This is a genomic window from Amycolatopsis balhimycina FH 1894, assembly GCF_000384295.1.
Classification (GTDB): Bacteria; Actinomycetota; Actinomycetes; order Mycobacteriales; family Pseudonocardiaceae; genus Amycolatopsis; species Amycolatopsis balhimycina.
Genome location: NZ_KB913037.1, coordinates 2,823,749 through 2,849,373, shown reverse-complemented (window position 1 = coordinate 2,849,373; position 25,625 = coordinate 2,823,749). Strand labels below are relative to the sequence as shown.

Below are 25,625 nucleotides of genomic sequence, written 5' to 3'. Positions count from 1 at the left end.
CCTCCAAGGCAGCGGAGTATGCGACGCTCATCCAGCGCAGAACCTCGATGAAGTTGGTCTGTGGCAGGACCACCTTCATGCCGAGGTTCTGCGCTCTTCTTTTGTATAGCAACGAATTCAGCATGTCGCTACCGCTACCGGCGACTACACCCTGCGCCCGGCTCGCGATGACCGGCTGACAGAGCGTTGTCAGGGCGTATGACCGGGCTGTGAGCCCGGATGATTCGGCGATGACCCCGGTATGAGCCGGAACGGCGATGATTCCCGCATGATGCGATGGATCGTCGGGATCAGCCAGAAGTACCGGCGCCTGGTGCTGGCTGTCGCAGTGGGCCTGCTGGCTTTGGGGTTCGTGCAGTTGCGCAGCACTTCGGTGGAAGCCTTGCCGGAGTTCAGCCCCGTGCGCGTCGACGTCCAGGTCGAGGCGCTCGGGCTGTCGGCGGAAGAAGTGGAAAACCTTCTCACCAACCCGATGGAGAACGAATTCTTCAACGGCATCCCGTGGCTTTCGAAGCTGGAGTCCCGCACGATGCCCGGGCTCACTTCCATGGAGATGACCTTCGAGCCGGGTACCGATCCGATCCGCGCCCGCCAGGTGGTGCAGGAACGCCTCACGATGACGCCTGCCCTGCCCCAGGTCGCATCCCGGGCTCCGCAGGTGGTGCAGCCGCTGTCGTCCACCGGCCGGCTGATGATGATCGGCCTGTCCTCGAAGGACAAGTCGCTGATCGACATGTCGCTGCTGTCCCGGTGGACCGTCGTCCCGCGCCTGCTGTCCGTGCCAGGCGTGGCGAACGTCGGCATCTGGGGCTTCCGGGACCGCCAGCTTCAGGTTCAGGTCGACCCGTCGCGGCTGATGCACGACGGCGTCACCCTCGACCAGGTCCTCCGTACCTCGGCCAACGCCCTCTGGGTCTCTCCGCTGACCTTCGTGGAAGCGTCCACTCCCGGCCTCGGCGGCTACGTCGACACGTCCAACCAGCGCATCGAGGTCCAGCACAACCAGCCGATCAAGACCGCCGCCGACCTCGGCAAGATGACCATCCAGGGCGCCGAGGACCGCCAGCTGCGCCTCGCCGACGTGGCGAACATCGTCGAGGATCACCAGCTGCTCATCGGCGACGCGGTGGTCAACGACGCGCCGAGCCTGATGCTGGTGGTGGAGCGGTTCCCGGGCACGTCCGTCCAGGAAGTGACCAAGAATGTCGAGGCGGCGCTGGACGAACTGAAGCCCGGCTTGTCCGGCGTCCAGCTCGACACCACGATCTACCGGCCGGCCACGTTCGTCGAGAACATGACCGCCAATCTCACCTGGACCCTGCTGCTCGGCGCCCTTCTCCTGCTTCTGCTGATCGGCGCGATGTTCTTCAACTGGCGCATGGCACTGGTCAGCCTGCTCACGATCGCCACGTCGATCGCCGTGACCGTGCTGGTGCTCAACTGGTTCGCGATCCCGCTGAACATGATGTCGTTGGCGGGCCTGGTGATGGCGCTCGTCATCGTGGTGGACGACACCGTCGTCGCGGTGGACAACGTCCGCCGGCGCCTGCGGCAACGCCGTGAGGCCGCTGACGACCAGCCCACGATCGGCGTCATCCACGCGGCCGTCCTGGAGATGCGAGGCCCGCTGATGGCGGCCGCCGTGATCACCGCGGTCTCCGTCGTGCCGGTCTTCATCCTGGACGGGGTGCGCAGCGCCCTCCTGACCCCGGTCGCCATCGCGTTCCTGGTAGCGACTGCGGCCTCCGTCCTCGTCGCGCTGATCATCACCCCGGTGCTGGCGACGGTGCTGCTGGGCAAGGAATCGCTCCAGCACCGTCCGTCCCCGGTCGCCGACTGGCTGGAGGCGGCCTACGCGGGGCTCGTCCGCCGTGTCCTCCGCGCGCGGATCTGGTCGTACGCGACCGTGGCCGTCCTGGTGGTCGCCGCCCTCGCCGCGCTGCCGTTCCTGGGCGCCCGCCCGCTTTCGCCCACCTTGCACGAGCGCGGCTTGCTGATCTCCTGGGAAACCGCACCCGGCACCTCCCGTCCGGAGATGGACCGGATCACCGCCGCGCTCACCAGCGAGCTCCGGGCCACCTCGGGAGTCCGCAACGTCGGCGCGCACTCCGGCCGGGCGCTCGCCGCCGACCAGATCGCCAACATCAACTCGGGCGAGGTGTGGCTGTCCATCGACGAGAACGCCGACTACCAGGGCACCCTCAACGCGATCAAGCGCGTGGTGAGCGGCTACCCCGGGGTTCGCAGCGACGTGCTCACCTACTCCGACAAGCAGGTCCGTGAGGTGACCACCCGAGGCGCCTCCGACGATCTGGTGGTCCGTGTCTACGGCAACGACTACGACGTGCTCAACGCCAAGGCCAAAGAGGTGCTGGGGATCATCTCCGGCGTCCAGGGCGTGGACCGGCCGAAGATCAACGGCGCCCAGGTCGCCCCGACCCTGCAGATCGAAGTCGCCGTCGACAAGGCCGCGAAGTACGGCCTCAAGCCGGGTGACGTCCGCCGGCAGGCGGCCACCCTGATCGCTGCCACCGTGGCCGGCAACCTCTTCCAGGACCAGAAGGTGTTCGAGGTCGTGGTCTGGGGCACGCCCGAGGTGCGCCACGACGTGACCAAGATCAAGGACCTGCGCATCGACGCCCCGATCGGCGGCCCGGGGAACGGCCCGTCCCAGGTGAAGCTGTCCGATGTGGCCGACGTCCAGATCGCGCCGAAGCCGGAGATGATCACACACGACCAGGTGTCGCGCAGCATCGACGTGGTGGCCAACGTGCGCGGGCGCAGCCTGTCCGCGGTCACGGCCGAGGCCAAGGACAAGCTGGCGGCCGTCGCCTTCCCCCGTGAGCACCATCTCGAGGTGCTCGGTGCCAGCGAGGCGAGGGCTGCCATCGACTTCCGGGTGTGGCTCTACGCCATCGGTGCCGCGATCCTGATCTTCTTCCTGCTCCAGGCGGCCATGGCGAGCTGGCGGCTGGCGGCGCTGTACTTCCTGCTGCTGCCGGTGGCATTGACCGGCGGCGTGCTGGCGGCCGTGGCCGGCGGCGAGAGCGTGTCGATCGTGGCCATGCTCGGCCTGCTGACCGTGCTCGCCGTGACCGTTCGCGGTGGCCTGCTCCAGATCGGGGACTACCGGCGGCTCGCCGGGGACGGCCATCCGCCGGGCGAGGACCTGGTCGTGCTCGGCTCCCGGCAGCGGTTCACCCCGGCCGTGACTTCTCTGCTGGGCGCCGGTCTCGCGCTCATCCCGCTGGTGATCGCCGGTGACGCCGCCGGCTTGGAGGCCGCCGGTCCGCTCGCCTGGATCATCCTGGGCGGCCTGGTCACGGCCGGCGTGGTGAACCTGCTCGTGCTGCCCGCTGTCTACCTGCGTTTCGCAGGAAACCGGGACAAGGAGGTGACCGTCGATGCGCGGTCGTGATCGACAAGGCCCATGGCCGGCCGTCGTCCTGCTCACCGCGGGACTGGGGCTCAGCGGGTGTGCCGCCAGCGGCGCCGCGCCCCAGGAGCAACCGCCCGCCAACGTCGCGGCGATCCCGGGCAAGGAGGTCAAGAGCGTGACGTTGTCCGACCGTGCGGCAAAGCGGATCGGTGTGCAGACCGTCCAGATCGCCGCGTCGCCCCAGGGGCCGACGGTGCCCTACTCCGCCGTGTTCTACGCCGCGGACGGCGTCGCCTGGCTGTACACGGTCACCCAGCCGCTGACCTACGTGCGTGAGCAGGTGACGGTGGCGAACGTCGGTGGTGCTGCGGGTGACCAGGCTTTCCTGTCCAGCGGCCCCGCGGCGGGGACGACGGTGGTGAAGGCGGGCGTCATCGAGCTGTACGGCACCGAGATCGGGATCAGCACGGAATAGTTCCGTCCACAGTGGACCAAGGGTAGGGGTCGCGACCATGATGCGCTGGATCGTCGCCACGAGTTTGAGGCTCCGGCTGCTCGTGGTCGTCGGCGGGGCGATGCTGATGTTCTTCGGTGTCCTGCAGATTCGCACCATGCCCGTCGACGCCTTCCCCGAGTTCGCGCCCCCGCAGGTCGAGGTGCAGACGTTGTGCTCCGGCCTGTCCGCGCGCGATGTCGAGGAACTCGTCACGGTCCCGATGGAAAAGGAGATGCAAGGGCTCCCCGGCCTGGCCGACCTGCGGTCCAAGTCGGTTACCCAGCTCTCCTCCATCGTGCTGATCTTCAACCCCGACGTCGACCTGATGAACGCCCGGCTGCTGATCCAGGAACGGCTGAACTCGATCACCCCGAGGCTGCCGCGCTGGGCCAACTCCCCGTTCATGATCCAGCCGCTGTCGGCCACCAGCCGGGTGATGAAGATCGGGCTGTCCCAGCCGGACAAGTCCGACGCCGCACTGGTCGACACCGCGCTGCAGGCGTACTGGACGATCCGGCCACGCCTGATGCGCGTGCCCGGCGTGGCCAACGCGGCCATCTGGGGTGACCGCTGGTGGGTCAAGAACGCGTTGGTGGATCCGGAAAAGATGAAGCAGCACAACGTCACCATGCAGCAGGTGATGGATGCCGCCGGGGACGCGGTGGACGTCGGCATGCTCAAGTTCCGCAAAGGGTTCGAGATCGGCACCGGCGGGTGGGTGGACTCCGCGAACCAGCGGCTCCAGGTGCAGCACAAGCTGCCGGACCTGTCGGGTCAGCAGCTCGCCGAGATCCCGGTCGACCTGCACGATCTCGCGCACCCGGTCTACCTCAAGGACGTCGCCAGGATCACCGACGACATCATGCCTCCCTCGCTGCTCGGCGGGGACGCGGTGATCGGCGACGGCCTGGGCATCATGATGATCATCGAGAAGCTGCCGTGGGCCAACACCCTGGACGTGACCCAGGGCGTCGAGCAGGCGCTCAAGGAGTTCGCGCCGGGCATGCGGGGCATCAAGGTGGACACCGAGATCTTCCGGCCGGCCACCTTCATCGAAAGCGCCGTCCAGAACCTCAGCCGGGCTCTGGTGATCGGGTTCATCCTGGTCGTGCTGATCCTGATCTTCTTCCTGTTCGAGTGGCGGGTCGCGCTGATCAGCGCGATCAGCATCCCGCTCTCCCTGGTCGCCGCCGGGCTGGTGCTCGACGCGATGGGCGCCACGATCAACACGATGATCCTGGCCGGGTTGGTGATCTCGCTGGGGGTGCTGGTCGACGACGCGATCATCGACGTGGAGAACATCGTCCGGCGGATCCGCCAGTACCGCCAGGAGGGCAGCGACCGGTCGACCGCGTCGATCGTCTTGGAGGCGTCGCTGGAGGTGCGCGGCCCGATCGTGCACGCCACCGCGATCATCCTGGTTTCCACCGTCCCGGTGTTCCTGCTGGCCGGTCTCACCGGCTCGTTCTTCCGCCCGCTGATCCTCGCCTACGGCCTGGCGATCCTGGCCTCGCTCCTTGTCGCGCTGACCGTGATTCCCGCGCTGGCCCTGATCCTGCTGCGCAAGGCGCCGATCGAGCGGCGCTCGTCGCCGCTGGTGCGTTGGCTGCAGCGGGCGTACCTGGTGGTGCTGCGCCGGGTCGTGCCCCGGCCGGCCGCGGCCTTCGCCACCTTCGGCGTCTTCCTGATCGCCGGGCTGGTCACCGCCCCCTTCCTCGGCCAGGACCTGTTCCCGGCGTTCAAGGAACGGGACTTCCTGATGCACTGGATCACCCAGCCGGGCACCTCGCGGGCGGAAATGGTGCGCATCACCGAGCAGGTCAGCGCCGAGCTGCGGGCGATACCCGGGGTGAAGACCTTCGGCGCGCACATCGGGCAGGGCACGCTGGCCGACGAGATTGTGGGCATGAACGCCGGCGAGAACTGGATCAGCATCGACCCGAACGTGGACTACGACCAGACGGTGGCCGCGGTGAGGGACGTGGTGGCGGGCTACCCGGGCCTGCAGACCGATGTGCAGACCTATCTCAAGGAGCGCACCGAGGAGGTGCTCTCCGGCGCCAGCGAGCCCATCGTGGTGCGGGTCTTCGGTGACGACCTCAAGGTGCTGCGGGAGAAGGGCGACCAGATCAAGAGCCTGGTGGCCGGGATCGACGGTGTGATCGACGCGCGGGTGACGCTGCAGACCACCGTTCCGCAGGTGAACATCCAGGAGAACCTGGAGAAGGCCACCCAGTACGGCATCAAGCCCGGTGACGTGCGGCGCAGCGCGGCCGCCTTCATCGCCAGTGAGGAAGCCGGTGACATCTGGCGCAAGGGCAAGAACACCGAGGTGCACGTCTGGAGCGAGCCGGTGGCCCGCAACAGCGTCGAGGCGGTGCGCGCGCTGTTGATGGACGCCCCCGACGGGCGGAAGATCCCCCTCGGCGAGCTGGCCGATGTCAAGATCATCCCCGCGGACAACCAGGTGCTGCGGGAAAACGGCTCGCGGCGCATCGACGTGGGCGCCAACATCGCCAAGGGGCATTCCCTGGGAGCCATCGCCGACGAGGTGCAGCGCCGCCTGGCCACGGTCGGCTTGCCGACCGGGTACCACGCCCAGCTGATCGGCGAGTACAAGGAGGCGCAGGCCGCGCAGGATCGGCTGCTCCTGTTCTCCGGCATCGCGCTGATCGGCATCCTGATTCTGCTGGCCACCGCGTTCGGCAGCTGGCGCCTGGCCGTGCTGGTGCTGCTCACCCTGCCGATGGCGCTGATGGGCGGGGTGCTCGCGGCGTGGCTCGGCGGCGGCGTCCTCTCGCTCGGCTCGCTGGTCGGCTTCTTCACCGTGCTCGGCATCGCGGCCCGCAACGGCATCCTCATGATCAACCACTTCCAGCACCTGGAACGGGAGGAGGGCGAGACGTTCGGCCCGGCCCTGGTGCTGCGCGGCGCGCAGGAACGGCTCGCGCCGATCCTGATGACTTCACTCGCTGCCGCGCTCGCGCTGGTTCCGCTCGCGATCGCGGGAAACCTGCCCGGGCACGAGATCGAGCACCCCATGGCGATCGTGATCATCGGCGGGCTCGTCACTTCGACCCTGCTGAACCTGTTCGTCACGCCATCGCTGTACCTCCGGTTCGGCAAACGACGCCGCACCGGTGACGAGCCGGCCATTCCGGCAAACGGCTGACCCTATTGTTGGGGCCGCAATCGGCAGTAGACTGTTCCCATTCAGCGGCAAGCCGGATGGGGGACGCGTCGTGGATTTTCGTCTACTGGGCGTCGTAGAAGCGTGGTCGCGGCATGAACGAATTGACCTCGGCCCGCCCAAGCAACGTTTCTTACTGGCCGTCCTCGCGTTAAAAATAAACCAACCGATTTCGGTTGACCGGCTCGTCGATCTCACCTGGCCGATCTCCCCGCCGCCTACCGCTCAGCATGCCATTCATGTCCGAATATCAAAATTGCGTGCCACGATCGCCAAGCGAAATCGCGACGGGCGCGCCATCGAGATTCTCACCAAGGGGTCGGCCTATGTGTTGCAGGCCGACCCGATGTGCGTCGACGCGCACCGGTTCCGCGCACTCGTCGCCGACGCGAGGGCGGGAAAGAACGACACCGACAAGATGTCGCTGTACCGGCGGGCACTCGAGTTGTGGCGGGGGCCGCCGCTGGCCGACGTCGCCTCGGAGATCGCCGACCAGCTCTGCGCCGGCCTCGAGGAGACCCGGCTGATCGCACTGGAGGAATGCCTCGACGCGGAGCTGCGTCTCGGCAGGCACCGGATCGTCATCGACGAGCTCACTGAACTGGTGGCGCAGTACCCGTACCGGCAGCAGCTGCTGGCGCAGCTGATGCTTGCACTGCACCGGTCGGGCCGGGGGCCCGAGGCGTTGCATGCCTACAAAACCGCCCGGTTGCGGATGATCGAGGAGCTCGGCCTGGAGCCTGACATGGCGCTGCGTCGGCTCGAGCACGCCATCCTCCTGGGTGATCCATGTCTGGACCTCGCCGGGCCAGGGCCGCGAGTGCCCGCTCCCCGGCTGCCTGCTCAGGTGGAGGCGGCCATCGAGGTCGACCAGCTGACCCGGCGTTTCGGCGAGGTGACCGCGCTCGACCAGGTCAGCTTCGCGGTGGCGCCCGGTGAGATCGTCGGTGTGCTCGGCGCGCCCGGCGCCGGCAAGACCACCCTCATCCGGGTGCTGGGCACCCTGCTGGCGCCGACCGGCGGTTCGTTCGCGATCGCGGGCGTTCCCTCGCACCGGGGCGCCGAAATCCGCGCCCTGATCGGCCTGCTGCCTGCCCCGGCCGACCAGCCGGGGCACCTCACCGGCGTCGAGACGCTGGCCTCTTGCGCTCGGTTCTCCGGCCTCGGGAGGACGGAGGCGTGGCGGCTGGCCGGGCGGCTGCTCGCCGAGGTGGGCCTCGTGGATGTGGCGGGCAGCCGGATCTCGGCCTACGACCGGGAGCTGCGCTGCCGGCTGGGGCTGGCGACGGCGCTGGTGCGCGAGCCGAGCGTGCTGCTGCTGGACGAGCCCACCAGCGGGCTGAACCCCTTGGCGGCCAACCGGTTGCTCGACCTGATCCAGCAGGCCGCCACCTGGCGCGGGGCCACGGTCCTGTTCACCACCTGGGAGCCGGCCGAGGTGGCGTACGTCCGCGCCCGGCAGCTCATCCTGGACCGCGGTGTAGCGCAACGGTGCGAACCGCGGGATGGCGTGACGCTCGCGCGCGTATCCAGCCACGGTTGTTGTTGACCTTGGCTGGTCGTGAGTCAGAAACAGGGTTATAACACTGTTTCTCACGCACGACCCCGGGGCAAGCGGACGTGGACCTCGGCGCCGCCGGGGGAGTCGGCCACCCAGGCCGAACCGCCGTGGCCGGCCGCGACTTCGCGGACGATCGCCAGCCCGAGGCCCGCGCCGCCGCTGTCGCGGGTGCGGGCCGCGTCCAGGCGGTGGAAGCGGTCGAACACGCGCTCGCGTTCCGCGGCCGGGATCCCGGCGCCGTCGTCGGTCACCGTCAGCTCCACGTGTCCGTCCTCCGTGGACAGTCCGACGACCACCCGGGACGTCGCGTGCCGCTCGGCGTTGTCCAGCAGGTTCCGGATCAGGCGCCGCAGCTCGTCCGGGCGTCCGGGCAGCCGGGCCGGGGTGAACGGCGAGAGCTCGACCCGCACCTTCCCGCGCGCACCCAGTGACTCCGTCTCGGCGAGCACGAGCTCGTCGAGGTCGACCGGCCCGGTGGTGCCCGGTATACCGTCCATTTTGGACAACACGAGCAACTCGTCCGTCATGGCGGCCAGTCGTGCGGCTTCCTGGTGGGTGTCGCGAGCCAGCCGCAGCCAGTCGGTCCGGTCCGGGTGTGCCAGGCCGACCTCCAGCCGCGCCAGCATGCCCGAGACCGGGCTCCGCAGCTCGTGCGCGGCGTCGGCGACGAACCGGGACTGCCGCTCGGCCGAGGACTGCAGCCTGCCGAGCATCGCGTTCATCGTCCGGGACAGGAGGCCGACCTCGTCCGCGGCCGCCGGTTCGGGCACGCGCCGTGCCAGCTCGCCGGCGCCGATGCCGGCCACCTCGCGGCGCATCGCCTCGACCGGCCGCAGCGTGCGCCCGACCAGCAGCCACGACAGCACCGCGATCCCCGCCAGCAGCACCGGGGAACTGATCATCAGCGCCGACGTCGTCGCGTCGACCGCTTCGGTGGCCGGGTCCAGCGAACTCGCCGCGTAGACGGCCAGCGAGTCGAAGCCGACGGTCACCGCCACGCTCGCGACCGTGTAGTCGTGGTCCTCTTCGATGCCCGGGTTTGCGAGGATCACCGGCCCCGAACCGTCCGGCCATCGCGGCAGCAGCGGGCCGCGCCCGGCCAGCGCGGACCCCGCCGCGATCACTCGCCCGTTCCGGTCGACGACCTGGACCAAGGCGGTGCCCAGCGGCACATGGGTCGTCCTGGCGGAGACCAGCTGGGCGGCGGTGTCGCGAGCCCGCTGCTGCGCCAGGTTCTCGGCGTTGGCCGTGAGGTTCTGCCGGACCAGCGTCACGACGACCGCACTCCCGGCGAGCAGGCCGAGCCCGACCACGAGTACCGCCAGCACGGTCAGCCGGACCCGGACCGTGCCGAGCCGCTTACCCGCCATCGGGATCGAGCCGGTAACCGGTGCCGCGGACGGTGCCGATCGCGTGCCGCCCGAACGGCAGGTCGACCTTGCGCCGAAGGTAGCCGATGTAGACCTCGAGCACGTTCGTCTCGCCGGCGGCCAGCGCGCCGTCCCAGACCTGCTCCAGAGCGAACGCCTTCGGCACCACCCGGCCCGGCCGCGACATCAGCAGTTCCAGCAGCGCGAACTCGCGCGGTGTCAGGTCGATCTCCGCCGTGCCCCGGCGGCACGTGCGTGCCGCCCGGTCGAGGACGAGGTCGCCCGCGACCAGGCTCGTCGAGCCCCGCGGCCCGGTTCGGCGGAGCAACGCCCGCAGCCGCGCCAGCAGCACGCGGTAGGAGAACGGCTTGGGCAGGTAGTCGTCCGCGCCGAGGGTCAGCGCCCGCACCTGGTCCTGCTCGCCGTCGCGCGCGGTCAGTACCAGCACCGGGGTGCCGATCCCGGCCGCGCGCCACCGCGTGCACAGGTCGAGCCCGGCGAGCCCGGGCAGCATCAGGTCGAGCACGATCAGGTCGTACCGGCGGTTGAGGCCGAGGTCGAGCGCGACGAGCCCGTCGGCTGCCGTCTCGACGGCGAAACCGTCGTGCCGCAGTCCTTCGGCCAGGGCGGCCGCGACCGTGTGCTCGTCTTCGACGACGAGCACACGGGCGGCCGGGGGCGCATCGGGCATGCCCGATTCTAGCTCGCTGATCAGCGGTTTCTCGCGTGTCGATACCGGACCGCGCCCGCGCCGAGGCCGAGCAGCACCGGCACCACGAGCACGACCGGCAACGCGCCGCCGGCGTTGAGCGTCTGCTTCCCGGCGACGTCGAGGTGCACTGGCGGGCTGACCACGAGCGGGCCGCGTCCGGCGGTCGACTTGGCGTCGGGGAGCAGCACGACGTAGACGGCGAAGCTGCCGACGTTGACGGCCTGGATCGGCCAGCTCAACGTCTGCGACTCACCGGGTCCGATGTTCTCGATCACCTGGCTGCGCTCGGACGACCAGTCCTCCGGGTCGACGTACACGCCGTCGGTCAGGCTGACGACGTTGAGGTGCGCGAGGACCTGGCCGCTGGGTTCGGCGCCGGGGTTGGTGACTTTGCTGCTGAGCGTCACCCGCTCGCCGACGGCCATCGCGACGCCCGGCCGGTCGAAGCTCACGTCGGCTGCGGCCGCGGGCGAGGCCAGCGCGAACAGCAGGCCGACCACGAGCAGAAGTGTCTTTTTCATGCCGTCCTCACCCCCGGGAAAAGCCGGACGAGCCGTGGGCTCCAGCCGGTCAGCACGGCCGTGGCGACGACGAGGACGACCACCGGGGACACGAGATAGCCGAGTTCCCGCGTCCAGGCATGTCCGCTGACCAGCACCAGGCCGACGTAGTGCAGCCCGGACGCGATCGGGTTGGCCCGGGTCAGCACGTCGAAGAACCAGCCGCGCGGCAGCCCGCCGGGCAGCTGCGTCGGCGCGAACAGCGCGAGCATCAGGAACAGGCTGATCGCCAGGCTGGCCTTGTTGCTGCCGGACACCGCGCTGATCAACAGGCCCACCGCGGCCAGCCCGGCGGCGAGCACGCTGCCGACGGCCAGCGCGAGCACGAGTGCGCCGGTCACCAGCGAAATGCCGTTCCCGAGCACCCAGATGTAGGGCACGGTGACGACGAAAGCGCCGAACCACACCGAAAGCGCCGCGATGAGCTTGCCCAGTACGATCGAGCGCCGCGGCACCGGAGTGAGCAGCAGGCATTCGAGGGTGCCGCGTTCGCGTTCGCCGCTGATGCCGTCGGCGCTGACCACGAGCGTCACCAGGACGCCGACACCGACCGCGATCTGCAGCGTGTAGTTGACGGCTTCCTTGTGTTCCAGGAAGTTCAGCGTCTGGTCGATCGCGGTGAAGTACGTGATCGCGCTGACCAGCAGGCTGAACGCGAACAGCAGGGTCGGTGCTCGCCCGCTCAGCCACAGGTCCCGGGCCTCCTGCGCGGCCACGATCCGGGTGCTCATCCGACCTTCTCCCCGGTCATCACGAGAAACGCGTCGGCGAGCCGGTCGGTACCCGCCCGACGCGTGATTTCTTCGGGCGTGCCGGTCATCAGCACCTTTCCCCGGTGGAGGATCAGCACCTGCGTGCACAGCTGTTCCACCTCGTGCAGGGTGTGCGTGCTGAGGACGACGACGGCGCCGCTGCGCCGCGCGACGTCCCGGACCAGTTCGAGGATCCGGGCTTGCCCGGCGGGGTCGAGGCCGAGGGTCGGCTCATCGAGGAACAGCACGACGGGCTCGTTCACCAGCGCGCGGGCGATCCCGAGCCGCTGGCGCATGCCGCGGCTGTAGGACGCGATCCGCGTCCGCGCCCGCTCGGCGAGGCCGACCTCGCCGAGCAGCCGGTCGGCGCGTTCCCCGGCGGCGCGGGCGTCGATGCCGAAAAGCCGTGCGTGGTACCGGAGGTACTCCCACCCGGTTTCCTGGGCCGGGTATCCCGAGCTCTCGGGCAGCACCCCGACGCGGCGGCGGATTTCGGCGGGTTTCGTCGACGGCACCCCGGCGACGGAGAAGGTGCCGGCGGTGGGTTCGAGGATGGTCGTCAGCAGCCGGATGGTGGTGGTCTTCCCGGCGCCGTTCGGGCCGAGCAGCCCGAGGATCTCGCCGGCGTGCGCGGTGAAGCTCAGCTGGTCCACGGCGACGCGCGGACCGTACCGTTTCGTGAGCCGCTCGGCGGCCAGCACGGGTTCCATCCACCCAGCGCACCACCGCCGGATGTGAGAACGATAAGAGCTACTTCGCGTCGGCGTAGACGTCGACCGGGGCGACGTGCAGCGGGAAGCGGACCGGGCAGGCCGGCCCGAACAGCAGTTTCGCCGCCTCCGTCATCGAGTCCACAATGGACTGCGTGACGACGTCGGCCAGCTCGGCCGGGGTGTGGACGATGACCTCGTCGTGCTGGAAGAAGACCAGGCGGGCCGGGGCGGGGAGGCGGCGGCGCAGCGTCGCCAGCATCACCGCCGTCATGTCGGCCGCGCTCGCCTGGACGACGAAGTTGCGCGTGAACCGGCCCCAGCCGCGCGATGCCCGGCGGGCCTGCAGTTCGCCGGCTTCGTCGGAAGCCAAGCCGCCGGTCAACGCCCGCCAGGCCGCCGAGGGCGCGGGGGAGGTGCGGCCCAGCCGGGACCGGACCCGTTCGCCGCGCTCACCGGCCTGGGCCGCTCGCTCCACATAGGACACCGCGTCCGGGAAATGCTGCCGCAGCAGGCCCAGCAGCGGGCCCGCTTCGCCGGACGTGCCGCCGTACATCGCCGAGAGCATCGCGATCTTCGCCCGGGCGCGGTCGTCACGGTCGTCGTCGGAGACCGGGACCCAGCGGGCGCCGGAGAACAGCGCCTCGCCCAGCCGTGCGTACAGGTCCGTCGCCGCCGCGACGTCGGCCAGCCGCCGGTCGCCCGACAACGCCGTGAGCACCCGGGGTTCCAGCTGGGCCGCGTCGGCCACCACGAGCTTCCAGCCGGGGTCCGCGCGTACGCACGTCCGCAGCACCTTCGGGATCTGCAGCGCTCCGCCGCCGCGGCTGGCCCACCGCCCGGACACGACGCCGCCGACGACGTAGTGCGGGCGGAACCGGCCGTCGGTGACCCACTCCTCGAGCCACGCCCAGCCGTTCGCGGCAAAAAGCCTCGACAGCTCCTTGTACTCCAGGAGCGGCCCGACCGCGGGGTGGTCGATGCCCTTGAGGAGGTACTTCCGCGCCGCCGTCACCTCGATCCCCGCGCGGGCCAGCGCCCGGACCACGCTCGGTGGCGAGTCCGGGTTGACCGGCCGCCCGCCGAACGCCTCGCTGATCTTCGCCGCCAGCTCCACCAGCGCCTTCGGCCGCTGCCCGGCCGGCACGCGCGGCCCCAGCCGCGAAGCCAGCAGCGCCTCGTGCACGTCGGCCCGCCACGGCAGCCCGTCGGCCGACATCTCCGCCGCGGCCAGCGCGCTCGCCGACTCCGCGGCCAGCAGCAGCCGAAACCGGTCCGGGTGCCCGGCCGCGGCCACCCGCCGCTCCTGCTCCGCGAGCACGCGCCGCGCGGCCGTGACCACCCGCACGCCCTCGGGCAGCGTCGGCACGCGGGTTTCGAACAGCGTCGGCTGTGCCAGTTCGACGTCCGTCGAATCCTCCGGCGGTTCCTCGCCGTTCGCCCTGGCCCAGGCCGCCCGCAAGCTCCGCGACTGCCCTTCCAGGCCCTCGTACGCCAGCAGCAGCCCCTCCGCCAGCGCGAGGTCGTGGCAGCGGCGCACCCGCAGCCCGGCCGCCATCAGCACCGGGTACGTCCCTTCCACCGAAGGGAACACCCACCGCGGCTCCAGCGAAGCCTCCAGCTCCCGGGCCAGCGCCGCGAAACCCGCCTCGTCGAGCCCGGTCGCCGTCGACGACGGCGTGTCCACGGTGAAGCTCCCGTCCTCCTCCCGCCCCGCGATCACCTGCACGAAGACATCATGCCGACCACCACCGACAAAAAGCGCCGGGTGCGCATCCGGCCCGGTTGGTTTACTCTCCAGTAGCCCCCATACCGCCGGTACGCCCGCCGTCGGCGTGGGCTCTTTCCCAGCAGCGACGGAGGTGCCTGGATGAGCCTGGTCGAGCTCGCCACGCAGGTGGCGGACAAGGTGGCCGAGACGGCCCGCAGCGTCGACGTGATGCGGCGGGCGGGTCTCGTTCCCTTCCCCCGGCTCGACGAGGGCGTGCGGGCGCTGGTCGCGCTCCGGAAGTACGGCCCGTTCGCCGGCGCCAACCACATCTCCGCCCGCCGCGACCCGGCCGCCGTCGGCATCGTCGACGAGCTCGGCCCGCTCACCTACAAGCAGCTGGACGACCAGTCGAACGCGCTGGCCAGGGCCTGGTCCGAACGCGGCATCAGGCCCGGCCAGGTCGTCGCCGCGCTGTGCCGCGACCACCGCGGCCTGGTGCTCACGATGGCCGCGTCCGGCAAGCTCGGCGTCCGCCTGCTGCTGATGAACACCGGGTTCGCGAAGCCGCAGCTGGCCGACGTCGCCAAGCGCGAAGGCGTCACCGCGCTCGTCTACGACCAGGAGTTCACCGGCCTGCTCGACGCGATCCCGGACGGCGTCGACCGCTACCTCGCGTGGGTCGACCCCGGCTCCGACCTCACCGACCGGACCGTCCCGGTGCTCGACGAGATCATCGCCAGCACCGACGACCGGCCGTGGCCCGCACCGGCCAAGCCGGGTGGGTTCGTGCTGCTGACCAGCGGCACTACCGGCACGCCGAAGGGCGCGCCGCGCCCGCACACCTCCGCGCTCGCGTCGGCGCAATTCCTCGACCGGATCCCGCTACGGTCCAACGAGGCCACCTACATGGGCGCGCCGCTGTTCCACGGCACCGGCCTGTCCCAGTTCATCCTGTCCTTCGCGCTCGGCTCGAAGGTCGTCATGCGGCGCAAGTTCAACCCCGAAGAAGCGCTGCGCGGCGTCGCCGAGTACCGGTGCACCGCGCTCGTGCTGGTGCCGACCATGCTGCAGCGCATCGTCGACCTGCCGAAGGACGTCCGCGAGAAGTACGACACCTCGGCGCTGCGGATCGTCTTCGTCGCCGGTTCGGCGCTCTCGCCGGATCTCGGCAACCGGGCGAACGAGGCGTTCGGCCCGGTCGTGCACAACCTCTACGGCTCGACCGAGGTCGCGGTGGCGACCGTCGCGACGCCGGAGGACTGGGCGAAGGCCCCGGGCACGGTCGGCCGCGCGCCGGTCGGCTGCAAAGTGGCGCTGTACGACGAAAAGGGCGGCAAGATCACCGAGCCCCACGTGACCGGCCGCGTGTTCGTCGGCAGCGGGCTCAGCTTCGGCGGCTACACCGACGGCCGCCACAAGGAGATCATCGACGGCCTGCTCTCCAGCGGCGACGTCGGCCACTTCGACGAAGACGGCCTGCTGTTCATCGACGGCCGCGACGACGAAATGATCGTCTCCGGCGGCGAGAACGTGTTCCCGATCGAGGTGGAGAACCTGCTGGTCGAACGCGAAGACGTGATCGAGGCGGCGGTGATCGGCATCGACGACCCGGAGTTCGGGCAGCGGTTGAAGGCGTTCGTGGTGCGAGCCGAAGGGGCCGACCTCGACGCCGACGAAATCCGCGACTACGTCAAGGCGAACCTGGCCCGCTACAAGGTGCCGCGGGACGTCGAGTTCCTGGACGAGCTGCCGCGCAACGCGACTGGGAAGGTGCTGCGCACCAAATTGCGGTGACAACCGAGGCTCCGCCTCGGGCCGGGGGCTTCGCCACCCAGACCCCCGAAAAGCGTTGTCATGAGCCCCGCTGGACGTTGACGATCCGCCAGCGCCCGTCGCGGTGCTCGGCCACCACCGTGCAGGCGACGCCGTCGCGGTGCCCGCTCGCGACGCCGACCCCCGGCGTCACCTCCAGGCGCGTCCACCGGAACGCGGCCGAGGGTGGCCGGCCGGGCCAGTCCGCCTTGCCGAGCACGCGCCCGGCCGGGCCGTCGCCGCGGAAGCCGTCGGCCAGCAGCGGCTCCAGCGCGCCGGTGTCGCCGCCCGCGTCGGCGTCCCGCCAGCGGGCCAGCAGCTCTTCGAACGTCTCCACGGTTTCGAAGGTCGCAGGCACCGCGTAGCCGAACATCGGCCACCTGGCCGAGATCCGCTGGCAGACTGGCCGGGCCATGACTGAGACGAAACTCCTCCCGGCGGGCACGGTCACGATCCTGTGCGCCGGCGACGCCACCCCGGCCGTCTTCGCGACGCCCGAAGCGGCCCTCGCGGCGCTGACCGGTGGCCCGGCGGCCGTCCACACCGGCGAAGTGCTGCTGCGCGACGACGGCACGCCTGCCGGACCCGCCGTCCGCCGCTGCGAACACCTGCGTGCGCTGGCGGACGACGGCCGGGTCCTCGTGTCGGCGCGCACCGCGGCCGCCCTCGGAGACGCCGTCACGCTGCACGACCTCGGCGTCCACCGCCTGCCGGACCTCACCGCGCCCGAGCGCGTCTTCGAACTCGGCGAGCCGCCCGATCCGCGGCCGCTGCGCTCGCTCGACGCGGTCCCGAACAACCTGCCCGTGCAGCTGACCGGCTTCGTCGGCCGCGAGACCGAGGTCGGCGACGTCCGGCGGCGGCTCGCCGAGACGCGGCTCGTCACGCTCGCCGGTCCGGGCGGCAGCGGCAAGACGCGGCTGGCCGCGCAGGTGGCGGCGACCGGCGAGTGGCCCGGCGGCGTGTGGTGGGTGGAGCTGGACGCCCTCACCGGGAGCGCCGAGGTCGCCGAACTGGTCGCCGCGACCCTCGGCGTGCCGGTGGAGCCGCGCGTGGGCGCCGCGCGCTCGGTCGCGACGGAGCTGCGTGACCGGCGCGTGTTGCTCTGCCTCGACAACTGCGAGCAGGTGCTCGACGGCGTCGCCGACGTCGCCGTCGAACTGCTGCGGTCGTGTCCCGAGGTCGCGGTGCTGACGACCAGCCGGGAACCACTGGACGTGCCGGGGGAGACGGTGTGGCGGGTGCCGCCGCTGGCCGTCGAAGAGGCCGTCGCGTTGTTCGTCGAACGGGCGGGCGCGGTCCGGCCACTGTTCACTTTGGACGCCTCCAGCGCGACCGCCGTCCGGTCGATCTGCACCCGGCTCGACGGCATCCCCCTGGCAGTCGAACTGGCCGCCGCTTGGCTGGGAACCCTGGCGCCGCACCAGATCGACGCCGGTCTCGACGACCGGTTCGCCCTGCTCACCCGCGGCCCCCGCGGGGTGCCGGCGCGGCAGCGGACCCTCGAGGGCTCGATCGCGTGGAGCCACGACCAGCTCGGCGAGGAAGACCGCGCGGTGTTCCGGCGGCTCGCGGTGTTCGCCGGCGGGTTCACCCTCGACGCGGCGGGCGGCCCGGCGGTGCTGCCCGCGCTCGGCCGGCTCGTCGACAAGTCCTTGGTGCTGGCCGAAGACGGGCGCTACCGGCTGCTGGAGACGCTCCGCGAGTACGCGGCCGCCCGGCTGGCCGAGGCGGGCGAGACCGACGCCGCCCGCGACCGCCACCTCGACCACTACCTGGCCCTGGCCGAAGCCGCCGAGCCCGAGCTGGACCGCGACAAGGACGCCTGGCGGGCTCGGATGGAGCCCGAGCGCGACAACCTGCGCACGGCCCTGGAATGGGGCCTGGCGCGGGAAGACGCCACGCGCGGCCGCCGGCTCGCCGCCGCCGTCGCGTGGCTGTGGAACCTGCGCGGCCGCGGTCGCGAGGGCTTGGCGTACCTGAAACGCGCCGTCGCGCGGTGCCCGGCCGACCGGACGGTCCTGCAGGCCCGGCTCCTGACCGGGATGGGGCTGGTCGCGGACACGACGGCGCCGTTCGACCTCGAAGCCGCGCGGCAGGGCCTGGAGCTCGCCACCGAACTCGGCGAAGCGGGCCTTCGCGCGCGGTGTCTTTCGCTGACCGGTCTCGGTCACCTGTACACGGACCTGGACAGCGCCTGGGACATCGCCGTCGAAGCCGAGAAGATCGCCGAAGACGCCGAAGACGGCTTCGCGCGCGACAGCGCGTTGATGCTGCGTGGGATCGTCCAGTTCGTCCGCGACCGCCACGACGAAGCGTCGCCGTTGCTCACCGAGGCGGGTGAAGGACTCCTTCGCCGCGGAGACCGCGGACTCGGCTCCACCGTCCTCAGTGCCCGGTCGATGATCGCGCTCGCCGCGGCGGACCTGCCGCGGGCGCGGGAACTGGCCGAGCAGGCCGTCGACGTCGCCGCGCCGCTCGGGGACTTCCACCGGGTCAACACGACGCTGTGCCAGCTCGCGCTGGTGCACTGCCTGGCCGGGGACGTCGAGGCCGGGTTCCGCGTGATGGAGCCGTTCCTCCGGCTGGTCGAGACCGCGGGCGACGTCTTCGTGCCGGGTATGGCGCGGGTGATGGGCGAGCTGCACTGGCGACGCGGGGAGTTCGAAGCGGCGCTGGGCTGGTTCGAGCGCGAAGCGGTTCCGGGGACGTACATGGCGTCGCAGGGACTGGCCGAACGCGGGGCCGTGCTGCGCGCGCTCGGCCGGACGGAGGAGGCCGCCGAAGTGCTCACCACCGCCGTCGAACTCACCCGCCGCTGGTCCCTGCCGTCACCCCTGGCCGGCGTCCTGGAGCAGCAGGGGTACCTGGCGGAGCCGGAGCAGGCCGCCGAGCTGCAGCACGAAGCATTGACGCTGCGCGTCGACCACGGCCTCCACCTCGGCGTCCTGGCGAGTCTCGACGCGCTGACCACGCTGCTCGCGCGCGCCGGACGCGAGGCCGACGCCGCCCGCGTGCTCGTCTCGGCGTCCCAGGCCCGGGCCGAGCTGGGCTTCCCGCGCCGTCCCGCCGAGCAGGCCGGGCTGGACGCCCTCGGGCTCGCGACGGACGAGACGCCGATGCGCCTCGACGACGTCGTCGCGTTCGTCCGCCGGACCCGCGGGGCCCGCGGCCGCCCGTCGAGCGGCTGGGGGAGCTTGACGCCGACCGAGCTGGCGGTGGTGAAGCTCGCGGCCGAGGGCTGCACGAACCCCGAGATCGGCACCCGGCTGTTCATGAGCCGCGGCACGGTGAAAACGCACCTCGCGCACGTCTACGCCAAGCTGGGCATCGCGAACCGGACCGAGCTGGCGACGGTGGCCGCGGCGCAGCTGACGTGATTCAGTCCCAGTCGATGCCGAAGACGCCGGGGCCGAAGTCCAGCGCCACCGCGTGGACGCCGTCGGCGCCGTCGAGCTTCAGCGGGCGGCGGGCGAGCGTTCCGGTCGTGCCGTGGCGGGAGTACTGCCAGCAGCTGCCGGGCGCGGTGCCCGGCGCGAACCGGACTTCCAGCAGGTACTCCGGTACCGGGCGGCGGAACTCGCGGTAGTGGGTGTTGCGGCACTCCGGGTACGGCGGCCCGCCGTTGGTCAGCGTGTACTCGATCAGGTGCGTCTCGCCCCGGTTGATCGGCCGGCCGAAGAGCAGTTCGGCGACGATGAGGCCGTGGGTTTCGTCGACCTCGGCGCGGCCGACCCGGCAGTTGCGCACGGCGTGCAGCTCCGGCGGGCCCGCCGCCGGGTCGTCCTGGGTGTAGATCAGCAGCCAGCGGTCCTGGCCGTCCGCGGCCGCCTGGAACACCGCACGGGCGGTGACCGCGCGCTGGCCGCCGTCCTCGGCGATTTCACACAGGTCGTGCAGCCCGACCAGCTTCAGCGGGTGCGGGCGCTCCAGTGCCTGCGGCGCGCCGACCTTGTCCAGCAGCGGCTGCAGCACCTCGCGCGGGAACGCCATCGGCTCGCGGGTGTGCCGCTTCCCGGCGCCCCCACGCGGCCGGGGTGGCGGCAGCAGCCCCAGCAGAGCACCGGCGGGAATGTCGAGGATGTCTTCGAGCGTGCGGACGGCCGAGAGCGAGCTCTGGCGCTCCGGCTGGCGCTTCCCGGACTGCCAGTAGCTGAGCGCCGTGACGCTGACGACGACACCGCGGGCCCGCAGCCGCGCCTGGATCCGGTCCAGCGACAGCCCGCTGGTGGCGATGGCCGCGCGCAGCTGAGTGGCGAACGCGGTGCGCTCACCGTCCTGACCGCCCGTGCTGCCCGCCATTGCCGATCCCGTCCCCCTGGATCCCCGACACGGAGACGTTAGCAGGATTCCTCACGCCCTCCGCGCTCGTCTTCACCAGGGCCGCCACTCGGGCGAACGGGCTAGTACTGGCAACTGTGAACCATTGCCCTGGTCTGGGCGGACACGCTTACATGACTTGCCTGCCCCGGTGGCTCCGCCTCCCCCTCACGGCCCACCCGGGCGCAGGTGTGACCGGCCGCGAGAGCGGTTCCGGCTCCGGTTCACCCGGCCGCGTTGTGCGACCGGCCGGTGTGGCCGCGCGATGACCGGTGGCCCGGCGACGCCCCCAGCGCCGGGCCACCGGTCTTTGTTACCACCGGGTAGCATCCGGGACATGACGCTCCGCCAGAACATCCTGATCACCGGCGCCAGCAGCGGGTTGGGCGAAGGAATGGCCCGCCGGTTCGCGGCGAAGGGGCGCAACCTCGCGCTGTGCGCGCGGCGCACCGAGCGGCTCGAGAAGCTGGCCGCCGAGCTGACCGCCGCGCACCCGGGGATCAAGGTCGTCACGCGCACTCTCGACGTCACCGACCACGACCGCGTGTTCACCGTCTTCGAGGAGTTCCGCGCCGAGCTCGGCTCCCTCGATCGGGTGATTGTGAACGCCGGGCTCGGGAAGGGGCAGCCGGTCGGCACGGGCCGGTTCGACGCCAACCGCCAGACCCTCGCCGTCAACTTCGTCGCGGCCGCGGCCCAGATCGAAGCCGCCGCCGGGATCTTCCGCGAGCAGGGCTCGGGACACCTCGCGGTGGTCTCCTCGTTCGTAGCGCTCCGCGGCTTCCCGGGCCACCTCACCGCGTACGCCGCTTCGAAGGTGGGGATCTCGGCGTACGTCGACGGCGCCCGGATCGAGCTGAAGCGCAAGGGCATCGCCGTCACCGACGTCCGGCCCGGCTACATCGAGTCGGAGATGAACGACCGGATCGGCCGGAACCCGTTGCTGGCCAAGGCCGAGCACGGCGCCAGGGCGCTGGCCAAGGCGATCGAGGCCGAGCCGGCGCGCGCCTACGTCCCGGCATGGCCGTGGGTGCCGCTGAGTGTCGTCATGCGCCTGCTGCCGGGCTCGCTGCTGCGGAAGATCGCGTGAACACCCCGGTCGAGGTCCGCGCGGAGGACGCCTTCGACGCCGCCGCGGTGCACGCCTGGCTGAGTGCGAAGGTCGAGGGTCTCGGGGACGCCCCGCCGCTCGTCCGGCAGTTCCCGGGCGGCGCGTCGAACCTGACCTACCAGCTGACCTACCCGGACCGGGAGCTGATCCTGCGCCGCCCGCCCGCCGGGCACAAAGCCGCCTCGGCGCACGACATGCGGCGTGAGTACCGCGTCCAGCACGCGCTGAAGCCGGTGTTCCCGTACGTGCCGCGGATGCTGGCGTTCGGCGACGACGAGAGCGTGCTCGGCGGCGACTTCTACGTCATGGAGAAGCTCGACGGCCTGATCCTGCGCGGCGACCTGCCGCCCGGTCTCGAGCTGCGCCCGGACCAAGCGCGCGAGCTGTCCGGCAAAGTTGTCGACCGGCTGGTGGACCTGCACGCCGTCGACGTCGGGAAGGCCGGGCTCGCCGATCTCGGCAAGGGCGCGGGGTACGTCGGGCGCCAGATCCGTGGCTGGTCGGAGCGGTATGTCGCGGCGCGCACGGACAACGTCGGCGACTTCGCCGAAGTACGCGCGTGGCTGGCGGAGAACCAGCCCGCCGAGGTGAAGATCTGCCTGATCCACAACGACTACCGGCTCGACAACCTGGTGCTGGACGGCCCGGGAACGCTGAACATCACCGGCGTGCTCGACTGGGAGATGGCCACGCTCGGCGACCCGCTGATGGAGCTCGGCAGCATGCTGGCCTACTGGGTGCAGGCCGGCGACGACGACGTCATGCACGCGAGCCGGCGGCAGCCGACGCACCTGCCGGGCATGTTCACCCGCGAGGAGTTCGTCGCCCGCTACGCCGAGAAGACCGGGCTGGAGATCGGCGACTGGCGGTTCTACGAGGTCTACGGCCTGTTCCGGCTCGCGGCCGTGCTGCAGCAGCTGTACCGGCGCTACCACGACGGCGCCACCCGCAACCCGGCGTTCAAGGACTTCTGGCAGTTCGTCGGCTACCTCGACTGGCGCTGCCGGGAGATCATCGCGAAGGGACGTGTCTAGTGGGCGCGATCTATCTGGTGCGGCACGGACAGGCGTCGTTCGGCGCGTCCGACTACGACGCGCTGTCCTCGCGCGGCTTCGAACAGTCCACTGTGGTCGGTGCGGAACTGCTGCGGCGCAACGTCTCCTTCAGTCAGATCAGGTCGGGTACGCTGGCCCGGCAGCGCGACACCGCGGCCACGGCGCTGAAGGTGCTCGACGCGGTCGTCCCGGTGGTCGAGGATCCGCGCTGGAACGAGTACGACCACGTCGACATCGCGCTGCACCACGCCGGCGGGGCACCGCAGGAGGATTCCCACGCTTACCAAGGCGTGCTGGACGCGGCGCTGACCGCGTGGGTCGAAGCCGGCGACGGCGGCCCGTGCGCCGAGACGTGGCCCGCGTTCCTCGCGCGCTGCCGTGCCGCCCTCTCCGACCTCGTCGCGTCGCTGGGCAAGGGCGAGCACGCGGTCGTGTTCACCTCCGGTGGCGTGATCGCCGCGGTCTGCGGCGCCCTGCTGGGGACGCCGGAAGCCGGGCTGCTCAAGCTCAACCGCGTCACGGTCAACGGCGGCATCACGAAGCTGGTGTCCGGGCGCGGCGGGGTCACGATGCTGTCGTTCAACGAGCACCCGCACTTCGAGGCGGACGCGGCCCCGTTGCTCACCTACCGGTAGGAGGCACCCGATGCGGTTCGGTGACGTCACGCTCATCCCGGTCGGCGGCCACCGCCCGGAGGACGTCGTGGTCGACGGCGAAGGCCGGATCTACACCGGCGTCGACGACGGGCGCGTCCTGCGCCTCTCGCCCGACGGCCGGCACATCGACGTCGTCGCCGACACCGGCGGCCGCCCGCTGGGGCTGGAGCTGTACGGCGACGACGAACTGCTGATCTGCGACGCGCGCGCCGGGCTGCTGGTGGTGCCGCGGTCCGGCGGCACACCGTCGGTGCTCGCCACGTCGGCCCTGGGCCTGGACTTCGTGTTCTGCAACAACGCCGCGGTGGCCGCGGACGGGACGATCTACTTCACGGACTCCTCCCGCCGGTTCGGCATCGACAACTGGCGTGACGACCTCATCGAGCAGACCGCGGGCGGCCGCCTGCTCCGCCGCTCCCCGGACGGCACGATCGACCTGCTGCTGGATGGCCTCCAGTTCGCGAACGGCGTCGCGCTGGCCCCGGACGAGTCGTTCGTCGCGGTGGCGGAGACCGGCGCGTTCCGGGTTTCGCGGGTGTGGCTGCGCGGTTCGCGGCAGGGCCGGTCGGACGTGTTCGCCGACGGCCTGTGGGGGTTCCCGGACAACATCTCGACCGGCACGGACGGCCTGATCTGGATCACGCAGGCGTCGCCTCGCGTGGCGGCGCTGGACGTGGTGCGCCGCCTCCCGGCCTTCCTGCGCGCGGGAATCCGCGCGCTCCCGACGTCGCTGCAGCCCCGCCCGGGCCGCGAAGTGGGGGTGCTGGGTGTCGCGGCGGACGGCAAGGTCGAACGCGAGCTGCGCGGCGAGATCCCCGGGTTCCACATGCTCGTGGGCGTCCGCGAGTGGCGGGGCAAGCTGTATTTCGGCTCTTTGGAGGAGTCGGCGATCGCGGTGACACCTACCATCGGGTGATGCTGAGCAACGTCCGGATCGAAGCGCGCATCCCCACCCAGGACCTGGCCCGCGCCCGGCGCTGGTACGCGGAGAAGCTTGGACTCGAGGCCGTCGAGGAGCGCGAAGGCGGCCTGCGGTACGAAGGCGCGTCGGGCGTCTTCTGCCTGTATGCCTCGGCCGGGGTGTCCGACGGCTCGTTCACACAGGTCGCTTTCTACGTCGACGACCTCGAAGCGACGGTCGCCGTGCTGCGCGAGCGCGGCGTCGTGTTCGAGGAGTACGAGGGCATGCGCGGCGGCATCATGGAGATCGACGGCAACTACCCGAGCAAGGGCAGCGGCGAGCGGGCCGCGTGGTTCCGCGACAGCGAGGGCAACCTCATCGGCCTCGCCGAAGTGGTGCCCTGACGCGTTACTACGGCACGGTTTCGCCGCGGTTCGACCGCGGGCCCTCCGAAAAACGTCGTCACGGGTCGTGGTGACCGCGCCGGTGTAACAGCCCTGTGTCAGGTGCCGACTAAGCAGGGCACAATTGGAGTCGGCGGCGGAGGGAACCACGAGTGCAGGGCGAGGGGCCGTACGAAGAGGTGCCGACCATCGTCGTCGAGCGGTACAAGTACATCCTCAATCAGATCCACGTGGTGAACGAGAACGTCTACCGGTTCTTCGCCATCTTCCAGGCACTGGCGACGGCGATGGTGACGGCGGCGCTGGGTCTGTTCGTGGGCTATTCGAAGTGGGGAATCTCCGCGGACACCGCCCGAACGGGCGTCCGCGGCGTGCTCGTCTTGACCACGGCCGTCGCGGCATTCACGGTCTTGATGGTGGTGATCGGCCTCCTTTCTTGGCTCGATTACCGCCGTGAAGAGTGTGAGCTGACGGAGAAGTTCTTCGCCGCCGGGTTCCGGACATTACCGCGCCTGCGCAACTTCTACCGCTGGTACGAGACTTACATCGTCTTCTTCATCGTCGCGATCACCGCGGTCCTCTGGATACTCGGTGAGTCGACCCTGGTCGCGCGGATAAGGTGATGGGCGTTCCCGGCCGCGACTACATCGGGGTAGGCGTGGGAGCAATGGTTTCGGACGGCGTGGACAGGTACTTCTTGGCGCGCCGCGGCCCGGCGGCGCGCAACGAAGCCGGCTCCTGGGAGTTCCCGGGCACCTACCTCGCGCGGCACGTAGCGGGCGAGCCGGGGATCGCCGAAGAGACGAAGTGCTCGGCGATCGGCTGGTTCCGCCTGGACGAGCTGCCTTCGCCGCCGAGCAAGATCACCGGCGCGAACTTCGAGGCCTGCCGGAACGCCGCCACCCGCGATGGCCGGACATAGGTC

21 protein-coding genes are annotated in these 25,625 nt (G+C 70.9%); 13 read left to right on the top strand and 8 right to left on the bottom strand.

All coding sequences use genetic code 11. From position 1 onward, the window contains the following. Nucleotides 1-268 precede the first annotated feature (268 nt). From A3CE_RS0112075 to A3CE_RS53460, 4 genes are read left to right on the top strand one after another with little or no spacing between them, the layout of a single operon-like run. Nucleotides 269-3,418: an efflux RND transporter permease subunit gene (locus A3CE_RS0112075; RefSeq protein WP_020640348.1), complete on the top strand. Its 3,150-nt coding sequence runs from the start codon at nt 269-271 to the stop codon at nt 3,416-3,418. Further along, nucleotides 3,405-3,854, top strand: a complete 450-nt coding sequence (locus A3CE_RS0112070) for an efflux RND transporter periplasmic adaptor subunit (protein WP_020640347.1) — start codon at nt 3,405-3,407, stop codon at nt 3,852-3,854. The genes A3CE_RS0112075 and A3CE_RS0112070 overlap by 14 nt, the downstream gene beginning before the upstream one ends. A 37-nt stretch (nt 3,855-3,891) precedes the next feature. Beyond that, nucleotides 3,892-7,047: an efflux RND transporter permease subunit gene (locus A3CE_RS0112065; protein WP_020640346.1), complete on the top strand. Its 3,156-nt coding sequence runs from the start codon at nt 3,892-3,894 to the stop codon at nt 7,045-7,047. After that, on the top strand, nt 7,016-8,614 hold the full coding sequence (locus tag A3CE_RS53460) for a BTAD domain-containing putative transcriptional regulator (protein WP_084641497.1): 1,599 nt from the start codon (nt 7,016-7,018) through the stop codon (nt 8,612-8,614). The genes A3CE_RS0112065 and A3CE_RS53460 overlap by 32 nt, the downstream gene beginning before the upstream one ends. Nucleotides 8,615-8,658: 44 nt before the next feature. On the opposite strand, the gene A3CE_RS0112055 is transcribed toward A3CE_RS53460, so the two are convergent. Genes A3CE_RS0112055 through A3CE_RS0112030 form a run of 6 tightly spaced genes read right to left on the bottom strand, consistent with a single transcriptional unit; the run spans nt 8,659 to nt 14,459 of the window. Next, nucleotides 8,659-9,996: a sensor histidine kinase gene (locus A3CE_RS0112055; RefSeq protein ID WP_020640344.1), complete on the bottom strand. Its 1,338-nt coding sequence runs from the start codon at nt 9,994-9,996 to the stop codon at nt 8,659-8,661. After that, nucleotides 9,986-10,687, bottom strand: coding sequence for a response regulator transcription factor (locus tag A3CE_RS0112050; RefSeq protein WP_043790814.1), 702 nt, complete (start codon nt 10,685-10,687; stop codon nt 9,986-9,988). Before A3CE_RS0112050 ends, A3CE_RS0112055 begins: the two co-directional genes overlap by 11 nt. 20 nt (nt 10,688-10,707) lie before the next feature. Beyond that, on the bottom strand, nt 10,708-11,229 hold the full coding sequence (locus A3CE_RS0112045) for a hypothetical protein (protein WP_020640342.1): 522 nt from the start codon (nt 11,227-11,229) through the stop codon (nt 10,708-10,710). Beyond that, nucleotides 11,226-11,999 (bottom strand): ABC transporter permease, encoded by a 774-nt coding sequence (locus tag A3CE_RS0112040; RefSeq protein ID WP_020640341.1) that lies wholly within the window; start codon nt 11,997-11,999, stop codon nt 11,226-11,228. The genes A3CE_RS0112045 and A3CE_RS0112040 overlap by 4 nt, the downstream gene beginning before the upstream one ends. Then, complete coding sequence (locus A3CE_RS0112035; RefSeq protein WP_020640340.1) at nt 11,996-12,730, bottom strand: ABC transporter ATP-binding protein; 735 nt, start codon at nt 12,728-12,730, stop codon at nt 11,996-11,998. The genes A3CE_RS0112040 and A3CE_RS0112035 overlap by 4 nt, the downstream gene beginning before the upstream one ends. Nucleotides 12,731-12,770: 40 nt before the next feature. Beyond that, nucleotides 12,771-14,459, bottom strand: coding sequence for a bifunctional 3'-5' exonuclease/DNA polymerase (locus A3CE_RS0112030; protein WP_020640339.1), 1,689 nt, complete (start codon nt 14,457-14,459; stop codon nt 12,771-12,773). Between the two features lie 141 nt (nt 14,460-14,600). Here A3CE_RS0112030 and A3CE_RS0112025 point away from each other — a divergent pair, with 141 nt between their 5' ends. After that, on the top strand, nt 14,601-16,235 hold the full coding sequence (locus A3CE_RS0112025; RefSeq protein ID WP_020640338.1) for an acyl-CoA synthetase: 1,635 nt from the start codon (nt 14,601-14,603) through the stop codon (nt 16,233-16,235). 58 nt (nt 16,236-16,293) lie between these two features. Here A3CE_RS0112025 and A3CE_RS0112020 read toward each other — a convergent pair whose 3' ends face one another. Further along, complete coding sequence (locus tag A3CE_RS0112020; protein ID WP_245589495.1) at nt 16,294-16,668, bottom strand: nuclear transport factor 2 family protein; 375 nt, start codon at nt 16,666-16,668, stop codon at nt 16,294-16,296. On the opposite strand from A3CE_RS0112020, the gene A3CE_RS59280 reads away from it, so the two are divergent. Continuing rightward, nucleotides 16,667-19,633, top strand: a complete 2,967-nt coding sequence (locus A3CE_RS59280; RefSeq protein ID WP_020640336.1) for a helix-turn-helix transcriptional regulator — start codon at nt 16,667-16,669, stop codon at nt 19,631-19,633. The two genes, A3CE_RS0112020 and A3CE_RS59280, sit on opposite strands and share 2 nt — an antisense overlap. 1 nt (nt 19,634) lies before the next feature. Here A3CE_RS59280 and A3CE_RS0112010 read toward each other — a convergent pair whose 3' ends face one another. Further along, a complete protein-coding gene (locus A3CE_RS0112010; protein WP_020640335.1) occupies nt 19,635-20,555 on the bottom strand; it encodes a hypothetical protein in 921 nt (306 codons plus the stop codon). 355 nt (nt 20,556-20,910) lie between these two features. Between A3CE_RS0112010 and A3CE_RS0112005 the strand changes: the two genes are divergently transcribed. The 7 genes from A3CE_RS0112005 to A3CE_RS0111975 all read left to right on the top strand — a co-directional run bounded on the left by A3CE_RS0112005 (nt 20,911) and on the right by A3CE_RS0111975 (nt 25,622). After that, on the top strand, nt 20,911-21,663 hold the full coding sequence (locus A3CE_RS0112005) for an SDR family oxidoreductase (protein WP_020640334.1): 753 nt from the start codon (nt 20,911-20,913) through the stop codon (nt 21,661-21,663). Next, nucleotides 21,660-22,718: a phosphotransferase family protein gene (locus A3CE_RS0112000; protein WP_020640333.1), complete on the top strand. Its 1,059-nt coding sequence runs from the start codon at nt 21,660-21,662 to the stop codon at nt 22,716-22,718. The genes A3CE_RS0112005 and A3CE_RS0112000 overlap by 4 nt, the downstream gene beginning before the upstream one ends. Beyond that, nucleotides 22,718-23,374 carry a histidine phosphatase family protein gene (locus A3CE_RS0111995; RefSeq protein ID WP_020640332.1) on the top strand — a complete coding sequence of 219 codons (657 nt, stop codon included), beginning with the start codon at nt 22,718-22,720 and terminating at the stop codon, nt 23,372-23,374. The genes A3CE_RS0112000 and A3CE_RS0111995 overlap by 1 nt, the downstream gene beginning before the upstream one ends. A 10-nt stretch (nt 23,375-23,384) precedes the next feature. Further along, nucleotides 23,385-24,311, top strand: a complete 927-nt coding sequence (locus A3CE_RS0111990; protein WP_020640331.1) for an SMP-30/gluconolactonase/LRE family protein — start codon at nt 23,385-23,387, stop codon at nt 24,309-24,311. Further along, nucleotides 24,311-24,700: a VOC family protein gene (locus A3CE_RS0111985; protein WP_020640330.1), complete on the top strand. Its 390-nt coding sequence runs from the start codon at nt 24,311-24,313 to the stop codon at nt 24,698-24,700. Before A3CE_RS0111990 ends, A3CE_RS0111985 begins: the two co-directional genes overlap by 1 nt. A gap of 152 nt (nt 24,701-24,852) precedes the next feature. Next, nucleotides 24,853-25,323, top strand: coding sequence for a hypothetical protein (locus A3CE_RS0111980; RefSeq protein WP_020640329.1), 471 nt, complete (start codon nt 24,853-24,855; stop codon nt 25,321-25,323). Beyond that, on the top strand, nt 25,323-25,622 hold the full coding sequence (locus A3CE_RS0111975) for an NUDIX hydrolase (protein ID WP_157376781.1): 300 nt from the start codon (nt 25,323-25,325) through the stop codon (nt 25,620-25,622). The genes A3CE_RS0111980 and A3CE_RS0111975 overlap by 1 nt, the downstream gene beginning before the upstream one ends. The last annotated feature ends 3 nt before the right edge of the window (nt 25,623-25,625 follow it).

Coding starts and splice junctions, on each gene's coding strand:
- A3CE_RS0112050 (WP_043790814.1), bottom strand. CDS start 10,687: ATGCCCGATGCGCCCCCGGCCGCCCGTGTGCTCGTCGTCGAAGACGAG.
- A3CE_RS0111985 (WP_020640330.1), top strand. CDS start 24,311: ATGCTGAGCAACGTCCGGATCGAAGCGCGCATCCCCACCCAGGACCTG.
- A3CE_RS0112025 (WP_020640338.1), top strand. CDS start 14,601: ATGAGCCTGGTCGAGCTCGCCACGCAGGTGGCGGACAAGGTGGCCGAG.
- A3CE_RS0112045 (WP_020640342.1), bottom strand. CDS start 11,229: ATGAAAAAGACACTTCTGCTCGTGGTCGGCCTGCTGTTCGCGCTGGCC.
- A3CE_RS0112055 (WP_020640344.1), bottom strand. CDS start 9,996: ATGGCGGGTAAGCGGCTCGGCACGGTCCGGGTCCGGCTGACCGTGCTG.
- A3CE_RS0112035 (WP_020640340.1), bottom strand. CDS start 12,730: ATGGAACCCGTGCTGGCCGCCGAGCGGCTCACGAAACGGTACGGTCCG.
- A3CE_RS59280 (WP_020640336.1), top strand. CDS start 16,667: ATGACTGAGACGAAACTCCTCCCGGCGGGCACGGTCACGATCCTGTGC.
- A3CE_RS0112010 (WP_020640335.1), bottom strand. CDS start 20,555: ATGGCGGGCAGCACGGGCGGTCAGGACGGTGAGCGCACCGCGTTCGCC.
- A3CE_RS0111990 (WP_020640331.1), top strand. CDS start 23,385: ATGCGGTTCGGTGACGTCACGCTCATCCCGGTCGGCGGCCACCGCCCG.
- A3CE_RS0112040 (WP_020640341.1), bottom strand. CDS start 11,999: ATGAGCACCCGGATCGTGGCCGCGCAGGAGGCCCGGGACCTGTGGCTG.
- A3CE_RS0112020 (WP_245589495.1), bottom strand. CDS start 16,668: ATGGCCCGGCCAGTCTGCCAGCGGATCTCGGCCAGGTGGCCGATGTTC.
- A3CE_RS0112005 (WP_020640334.1), top strand. CDS start 20,911: ATGACGCTCCGCCAGAACATCCTGATCACCGGCGCCAGCAGCGGGTTG.
- A3CE_RS0112065 (WP_020640346.1), top strand. CDS start 3,892: ATGATGCGCTGGATCGTCGCCACGAGTTTGAGGCTCCGGCTGCTCGTG.
- A3CE_RS0111975 (WP_157376781.1), top strand. CDS start 25,323: ATGGGCGTTCCCGGCCGCGACTACATCGGGGTAGGCGTGGGAGCAATG.
- A3CE_RS0112070 (WP_020640347.1), top strand. CDS start 3,405: ATGCGCGGTCGTGATCGACAAGGCCCATGGCCGGCCGTCGTCCTGCTC.
- A3CE_RS0112075 (WP_020640348.1), top strand. CDS start 269: ATGATGCGATGGATCGTCGGGATCAGCCAGAAGTACCGGCGCCTGGTG.